This is a genomic window from Flavobacterium quisquiliarum (genome assembly GCF_019308285.1).
Lineage (GTDB): Bacteria > Bacteroidota > Bacteroidia > Flavobacteriales > Flavobacteriaceae > Flavobacterium > Flavobacterium quisquiliarum.
In genome coordinates, this window is sequence record NZ_WWEM01000020.1 from 509,203 (window position 1) to 517,206 (window position 8,004).

The 8,004-nt window shown below is 34.6% G+C and carries 6 protein-coding genes; 1 reads left to right on the forward strand and 5 read right to left on the reverse strand.

The window, feature by feature from the left end; all coding sequences use genetic code 11:
* Positions 1-44 precede the first annotated feature (44 nt).
* The 4 genes from GSY47_RS09770 to GSY47_RS09785 are packed head-to-tail and all read right to left on the reverse strand — an operon-like array spanning position 45 to position 4,758.
* The gene (locus GSY47_RS09770) at positions 45-788 is read right to left on the reverse strand and encodes a hypothetical protein (RefSeq protein WP_179006118.1); all 744 of its coding nucleotides are present in this window, start codon (positions 786-788) and stop codon (positions 45-47) included.
* Between the two features lie 19 nt (positions 789-807).
* Positions 808-1,614: an HmuY family protein gene (locus GSY47_RS09775; RefSeq protein WP_179006120.1), complete on the reverse strand. Its 807-nt coding sequence runs from the start codon at positions 1,612-1,614 to the stop codon at positions 808-810.
* A gap of 9 nt (positions 1,615-1,623) precedes the next feature.
* The gene (locus GSY47_RS09780; protein WP_179006122.1) at positions 1,624-2,343 is read right to left on the reverse strand and encodes an HmuY family protein; all 720 of its coding nucleotides are present in this window, start codon (positions 2,341-2,343) and stop codon (positions 1,624-1,626) included.
* 24 nt (positions 2,344-2,367) lie between these two features.
* The gene (locus GSY47_RS09785; RefSeq protein WP_179006124.1) at positions 2,368-4,758 is read right to left on the reverse strand and encodes a TonB-dependent receptor; all 2,391 of its coding nucleotides are present in this window, start codon (positions 4,756-4,758) and stop codon (positions 2,368-2,370) included.
* A gap of 530 nt (positions 4,759-5,288) precedes the next feature.
* Between GSY47_RS09785 and GSY47_RS09790 the strand changes: the two genes are divergently transcribed.
* A complete protein-coding gene (locus tag GSY47_RS09790; protein ID WP_179006126.1) occupies positions 5,289-7,061 on the forward strand; it encodes a mechanosensitive ion channel family protein in 1,773 nt (590 codons plus the stop codon).
* A 210-nt stretch (positions 7,062-7,271) separates the two neighbouring features.
* On the opposite strand, the gene GSY47_RS09795 is transcribed toward GSY47_RS09790, so the two are convergent.
* Complete coding sequence (locus GSY47_RS09795) at positions 7,272-7,943, reverse strand: bifunctional 4-hydroxy-2-oxoglutarate aldolase/2-dehydro-3-deoxy-phosphogluconate aldolase (RefSeq protein ID WP_179006128.1); 672 nt, start codon at positions 7,941-7,943, stop codon at positions 7,272-7,274.
* Between the last annotated feature and the right edge of the window lie 61 nt (positions 7,944-8,004).

The window sequence follows — 8,004 nt, forward strand, 5'->3', positions numbered from 1 at the left end:
CTTCTTTCATTACTTAAGCAGAAAAGACAGGCATTTTGTTATTTTTATTTTGTAAATCTGATTGGATATTTCATTTTGGCTGTAAGATTATAGCTTTCCATCTGTATCCAGTAATCGGTATTAGCTTCCAGGGTTACATCTGCCGCTGCTGCTCCAAAAGAATATCTTCCAGAGAAACTAAAAAGATCCAGTCCGTCATTATATTGCTGAAACTGCCATTTTTTGTTTCCTTGTGCATCAACTGCATATACTTTTGTAACTTCATAAGAGGGAATAAAATTCTCTCCTTTTACAAGTAGTGTCGCAGATGTTGCCAAAGAATAAGTAGTTGTTTCGGTTGATAATTCATTTAAAACCAGTTTTGGCTGTTGAATTACAACTTTTACAGTATAAATAGCCGTAGATCCATCAGCTGCTTTTGTTGTATATAAAAACGGAGTTTTAGCAAATACCGGAACCAGCTCTGTTGCAGCAGGAGAAATAGTTGTTTTTTCAGGAAGTGCTATAGAAGCTTCCAGATATTCGTATTCATAATAAGACGGCAGATATACAGTTATAGTTCTATCTAGATTGTTTACAGCACTATAAATAGCCTGATTTTCTCCGGGATTTATTACTTTAAACGAGATGATTCTTCTGGCATCAAGATCAGTTACAATTTCAGTTATTGGATCTTCTTTTACATCAGTCCATCTTTCTTCTTCATTGTCACAGGAAGTTAAAAGACTTATTAATGCAAAAGCACTTAATAATAGAGGTGTTTTTGAATTAAAAAATTTAGTATTCATTGATTATTATTTGGATTGGTTATTTAATTTCAAATTTGGTACTTCCTTTCGGTACCATTACGTAATCAAAAGTATAGTACATGTGCGGTGTATCTTTGAACCATTCTGCTGAAGTATATACATCTTTGTAAACCGAAATCATTTTAATTTTAGCATAATTTCCGTTAGCAGTTTTAAGAATGACAGTTCGGGCAGGAATAGTACTTCCGTTTTTAATTTTAAGAGGATCTCCAAGTGCGTAAGCTACGTGTGCTTTTTGCGGATTGGTTCCGTCAGTAACTACTACACCGTCAAAATCGTATAAATACCATCCGACTCCGTTACCAAACGAGCCGGCATCGTCTGTTCCAATTACATCAATACCTGTCTTAAATTCAGTATCAGCTGGAATATCAACTACTTCATCAAAGGGTTTAGCTACAATAGTAATACCACCGACACCGCCTGCTTGATACCCATTGTTTTGAGAATTAGTCCCGTTATTTCCAGACAAAAAGCTAGCGTAAAGTCCGCCAAAAGCCAAGTCCCATTTTTTAGTTTTTTTATAAGATCCGTCCATTGCTTTATTATCTTCTAGACTGTAGTACAAAGTTGCTGCTGGAGCAGTTGGATTAGCATCAGAAGTACTTCCCTGATAGTTTTTCACATGGATCACTTTATTGAATAAAGTTGTATTAACAGGTACTTCAGTACCAGGCTCTTCACCATTTTCCTCTCCTTCGGCTGGTTTTTCATCAGAAGAACAAGCTGTTAGTGTAATGGCTATAAAGAAAAGGATTGCGAATCCTTGTGGTATTTTTTTTACAAACAATTCAATTTTTTTCATAGGATTATATTATTTGGTGTTTAAATTTTTGGTTCCGTCATTTTGAACATAATATCTAAAGGTAAAATAGGGCGCAGGCCAGTTTAAGTCGGTTACAGCTGGTGGATTTCCTTTATAAGCGTTTACAAGCTGGAGTTTGGCAAATTTTCCGTTTGGAAGTCTTATAGCATAAGTTCTGTTCGGAATAGACTGCATAATATGACTGCTTAAACTGTAGTAAAACCAACCCGCAGAACTTGCAGAAGAAGCCCATCCAATTTTGGTAATTTCACTAGTATTAAAATCGGCATCAGCAGGAGCTTGAGTTACATTTCTGTAATCTTCATTCAATAAAACTACGGCTGTATTTTGTGCAGGTCCTTCAAAACCTGGATTGTACTGGTATTTTGAATTGTTTACATAAACTTCACTGTTGTAAGGACCAGTAAAAGCAATATCCCAATCAGTAGTTTTCATATATTGTAAAGAATCTGCTTTTGTGTGCAGCCAAATTTGTTTTTTATCGCTGAAGCGGAAAAGGAAAGTATGAAAACCTCTTTGTTCTTTTCCGTCAGTATTGCCACCCATTGAAGCACCCGTATCTCCTGCTAAATCAGTAATTACAGTGCTTTTTCCATCTACAAGTGTTGCTGAATTGTCTTCTTCATTACTGCTGCAACTAGTAAGTAATACCGTAGCTAAAAGTGGAATAAGACAGCAACTTTTTTGAATCGTTCTTTTTGTTTTCATTTGGAAATATTAATGTTAGTTATTTTATAAATCTTTAAAGAAACGGTAGCTCAAGCCTCCAAGAAGAATTCTTCCTGGCTGTCCAGGCATCAGCGGATCTGTATAATTGAAAATATTATCAGCAGTGAATCGGATGCTTAAATGATCTTTCAATAGACGTTTTTCGATACTTGCATTTGTCAGCCAGTATTCTTTCACAAAAAGATCATATTTGTCAATGAACTGATTTCCGTTTCGATCTCCAAAAGGATATTTTCCTCTAAAATTTACTCTGACGCTGGCACTCATTTTCCAAGGTTCGTAGCGATAAAAGATGGCAGTATTGGCCATGTGGCGCGAGCGGTTTTCAATACCCCAGTAATCTTTTGGTCTAGGTTTGTAGGAATTTCCAGTTGCCGGATCGTGAATATTTTGACTATAGGGCCATTTTCCAGCTCTAATACTGTCTTTTACACTAAGATCCTGAGCAATTAAATATTGATATCCAGCACTTATTTCTAGATTCTTTATTGGACTTAATTTTAAACCAATTTCAAATCCCTTGTTTACAGCTTTTGGCAGGTTTTGATAGGTATAAATAATACGGTTGTTTGCTCCTGTAGCAACTTGAATACTGTTGATCTGATTGGTTATTTTATGATAAAAAATATTTCCTTCAGCTTTGAATTTCTTGGATGGTTCTAGAATTATTCCCGCATTGTATGAAGTACTTTTTTCGGCTTGAAGATTTCCTGCGGTCTGATTGAGTACATATTGTCTGATTTCGCTAATCTGACCATCATCCTGTAATTGCTGTAAAGTAGGAGCTAGAACAGCATTTCCAATTACCAGATAATTACTGCTTGAATTATAAAATACCAAATAGTTAGTTTTAAAATCAGGAGCTTTAAACCCAGTTCCAATACCTGCTTTAAAAGTTATTTTTGGTGTAATGAAATACTGTAGACCAAAACTTGGATTTAATCTTCCTCCAAAATTATTGGTATGATCGTATCGTAATCCTCCAACGGCTTTTAATTTTTGAATGGGTGTCCATTCGCCTTGTAGATAAGAGAAGAAAGTCTGAAGTGAATTAACGCCTGTAAGCGCATCATCATTCATGTTTTCGATGCTGCCTCCAATTCCTCCAACAAGTTGATACGTATTATTATGGCTAAAGGAAAACTGTTGTTCCAAACGATGCAGCGTCTGTTTGAAAACATCCTGACTTACGGAATTATTACTTTCCTGCCAGGCAACACTCATATCGGCAGTATAATGAGTTAAATAATATCTGGAAATACTTTTAAGATTGCTTTTAAATTTATGATCAAAAGAAAGAGATAGATTCAAATCCTGTTCATCCTGATTGTCTCCTGAAATATGACCGAGACCAAAATCTTTCTGCATAAAAGAACGACGAAGTCCGTAACGTCCACTAAAATTTAAGTAACTATTTTCATTAAGCTGGTAACGCGATCTTCCCTGAAGGCTGTAATTGTCATAGGGTGGAGAAGTGGTTCCCTGAATGTATTTTGAATTGGTATTAAAACCATCAGTTCTGTAATAATTGGCGGCGATATTTGCAGTTCCTTTATTATTAGAGAAAGGAGTTTCGCCTTCTAAAGTTGCATCAACTATATTTAGAGATCCATAACTTAAAGAAGCTTGCAATTGCGGATCGATTACTCCATGTCTAGTAATAATGTTAATTGTACCTCCAAGAGCTTCGCTTCCATACAAACTAGAAGAAGCACCTTTTATAATTTCAATTCGTTCGATATTTGAGACGCTGATACGAGAAAGATCAAAATTTCCGTTATTTCTTCCCATCATGGGTTGCCCATCAATTAAAACCATAATATACTCGCTTCCAAAACCCTGCATTTGAACACCAACCGATCTTGCACCTCCACTGATATTATTTACAACTGCTATTCCAGTTTGTTCTTTCAGAATTTCATCAAGTCTTCGGCTTCCCATAAGTTCGATGGTTTTGCGATCGATTATGATAACAGGCATAGCACTATACTGTGCTTTGATAAGAGTTTCGGGGTTGTTTTTTGTACTGGTTTTACTATTTACACTCACTTCATTAAGGTCAATACCAGCCTCCAAATCAATATGTAAGGATTTATTGTGATTTCCGTTTAAGACTATTTGCTGTATGTAATTTTTATAACCCATGTTAGTCACACTAATGGTATAATTTCCATTTGGCAATTCAGAAAAAGAGAAAAAACCATTAAAATCAGTGAAGATTGTTTTACCAGAAGGCTCTAGTGTTATTACTGCTTGTTTTATTGGGTTTCCAGAATGATATACATTTCCTCGAATCGTGTTGTGTTTTTGGGCTTGCAGCAGATTTATACATAATAAAACAAAACTTAAAACTATTTTGTTTTGATTTAGACCGTTGGTAATTTTATTTTTCATTGATATTTTTGGTTTGTCTTTATTTTAAGAATTTCCTTCTGTTTTTATTCTTATTTAGACTGTGTAAAAATAGTTATTTATGATATACTAATAGTATTTTTTTTACATATTGGTTTAAAAATTTTAATATTTTGTTTGGTATTTATTGAAGTATTACTTTGTTTGTTTATATTTAAATATTTGTTTTACAGTGTTTTGTTATTTAGTATAAAATATTTTGATTAGTAAAAAATTAAGAAAAATTTAACAACTAGTAATTTTGTTTTATTTGTTAAAAAAGAAATAAATTTTAACTGAATTTTACGTATTACAATTTTGATGTTTTCTAAGTAAAGCTTACTAAAAACTGAGAGAAACCGTCATGAATTTGGAATGAATTTAGCTGGATTATAGAAAGTGAATCAGAGAAATACATTTTATACGTTAGGGGATGAAAAAGGCAATTAAAAACTGTAAATCAGAAATTTTGGGTTTCTTTTCTCTTCTATATTTCTTATTTTTAGTTTATCAAACTATAAATTCGATGTAATATGAGTTTAGATACAAAACGTTTACTGCCTTTTTTGTTATTATGGTCATTTTTATTGATTAGACCAGAAATAGTAAGTGCCCAATTATTAGGTACTAGTAAAAGCACAACTGAAGAACCAGCTAAAGCTCCAGAAGATTCTTTAGGAAGAAGAACACCTCAAGGAACCGTGAATGGTTTTATTAAAGCTATAGGTGACCAGAATTACCTTCGTGCTAGTCAATATTTTGTATTAAGTAAACGTTCGTATCGCAAAACAGCAGAAAGAATTCGTATTGCAAAGACTTTTCAGCAGTTATTAGATCAAGGAGGAAATTTATCGCCATCTTCTATTATAAGCAATAAAGAAACGGGACGAACAGATGATGATTTGGCAACAGGCGTAGATCATGTTGGAAGTATATCCACAAATAAAACAGCCATTCAGCTTTATGTAGAAAACCAGTCAGATGATAGTCAGCCTGCATTATGGCTTTTTTCTGCAGAAACCGTAGAATCGATTCTATCTGCTGATGTTTCTAAGGAAAAGACTTTTCTGGATCGAATATTACCTCCAGTTTTGAAAGAAAGAAAATTAGGAAATGTACCTATTGGACATTGGACCGTTGTGGTAGTGATGACTGTTTTATCTTATTTACTTGCCAGATTACTCGTGTTTCTAATTGGCCTTCTGGTGCAGAAAACATGGAAAAAAGCAGCTACAGAACAAGGAACTGCTATTATAGAAGCGCTTACATTACCAGTCCATATGTATCTTACGGTACTTTTATTTGTTGCTTTTACCCAGCGTATGGGAATTAGCATAATTGTACGACAGCGTTTCGGCATCATCATTATCACAATAGGAATTCTTGCTTTTTTAATACTGCTTTGGAGAATGACCGATTTTGTAAGCATGTTTGCACGAAGCAGAATGAGTAGGAGAGGACGTATTTCGGCTATTTCAGCTATTTTATTTTTAAGTCGTACAACTAAAGCCGCTATTGTAGTAATAGGAATTATTGCTTTACTCGGAATTATTGGTGTTGATGTTACAGCAGGACTTGCTGCACTGGGAATCGGGGGTATCGCATTAGCATTAGGAGCACAGAAAACAATTGAAAATTTTGTTGGAAGTGTGAGCCTTATTGCAGATCAGCCTTTGCGAGTGGGAGATTATTGCCGAATAGATGATATTAAAGGAACGGTAGAATCGATTGGAATGCGTTCGACTACGCTTAGAACTTCAGCACGAACTATTGTAACTATTCCAAACGGACAACTATCAGCTAGTAAAATAGAAAATTATACCCATCGTGATCGTTTTATATTTAATCCGATATTTAATTTTAGAATGGAAACCTCTCCAGATCAAATGCGTTATTTACTGGTAGAGTTGAGATCTTTATTATATGCTCATCCAGCCATAAACAATTCAAATCCGATAGTCCGTTTTACAGGTATCACGGCTGATGCTTTAAAAGTTGAAATTACAGCTTATATTGAAGCGATAAATGTAGAAACTTCTCAAGAAGTACAGGAAGATATATTATTACGAATGATGGATATAATAGAGCAGAGTGGAACCTCTTTAGCTTATCCTTCGCAGACACTTTATATGGCTCGTCATACACCAACTTCCACAGAAAAATCAGAGGCAATTTCTGAGACCATAAAAAAATGGAAAGAAAATAACGAATTGCAATTGCCTAAATTTGATCCTAAACGTGTCGAGGAGTTAAAAGATACACTTAAATATCCTGATAAAGGAAGTTTTAGTACTGAACAAGAATAATTTATATCTTATAGTTATAAAGAGAATAGTAAAACAAAATCAATAAGCGGCATTTGTCCTTGTTAGAATAATTGGATTAATCCTTTTGTGAGGAGCTGGAATTAATTTCCTTTAAACTAACAATTATTTTTGCCGCTTATTTACCAAGCTAATAAATTTTCCTCTTTCTTAAATTGTACTGATTTTTGATTCAAGACCCAAAAGTGTATTTTATTTTTCTCTGATTTCCTTAATGATGTCAAGAATCTGTTTCACTTTTGAAGTAAGTCCGTCGAAGTCTTTCTTTTCTAATATGTCTTTTGAAATCAATTGCGATCCTAAACCAACACAAGTTGCTCCTGCATGCAGCCATGAACTCAAACTTTCCACTGTTGGATAAACACCGCCTGTCGGCATAATATTGGTCCATGGACAAGGCCCTTTTATGGCTTTGATAAATTCTGGACCATAAATATCAGCTGGAAATAATTTTACGATTTCACAGCCTAATTCTTCTGCTCTTGCAATTTCTGTTAATGTGCCGCATCCAGGAGACCACAATACTTTTCTGCGGTTGCAGGCAATTGCAATATCTTCCCTGAAAACAGGAGTTACAATAAAATTTGCGCCTAAACTCATATATAACGAAGCCGAAGCCGCATCTGTAATAGAACCCACCCCCAGAATCATTCCCGGAAGTTCTGCCAAAGCATATTTGTTCAGCGCTCCGAAAACTTCATGCGCAAAGTCGCCTCTGCTGGTAAACTCCATCAATCGCGAACCGCCGTCGTAACAGGCTTTTAATACTTTTTTACTCAATTCGATATCAGAATGAAAAAATAACGGAACCATGCCATTATCTTTCATGGTCTGAGCCACTTCAATTCTTGAATATTTTGCCATTTTATTTTAAAATTATCTTGATACTAATGCAGAACCATCACCATCAATCATATTTTCAACT

Bases quoted from the DNA above. Each gene is read 5' to 3' on its own strand.
- GSY47_RS09785 (WP_179006124.1), bottom strand. From the start codon at position 4,758: ATGAAAAATAAAATTACCAACGGTCTAAATCAAAACAAAATAGTTTTA.
- GSY47_RS09790 (WP_179006126.1), top strand. From the start codon at position 5,289: ATGAGTTTAGATACAAAACGTTTACTGCCTTTTTTGTTATTATGGTCA.
- GSY47_RS09770 (WP_179006118.1), bottom strand. From the start codon at position 788: ATGAATACTAAATTTTTTAATTCAAAAACACCTCTATTATTAAGTGCT.
- GSY47_RS09780 (WP_179006122.1), bottom strand. From the start codon at position 2,343: ATGAAAACAAAAAGAACGATTCAAAAAAGTTGCTGTCTTATTCCACTT.
- GSY47_RS09795 (WP_179006128.1), bottom strand. From the start codon at position 7,943: ATGGCAAAATATTCAAGAATTGAAGTGGCTCAGACCATGAAAGATAAT.
- GSY47_RS09775 (WP_179006120.1), bottom strand. From the start codon at position 1,614: ATGAAAAAAATTGAATTGTTTGTAAAAAAAATACCACAAGGATTCGCA.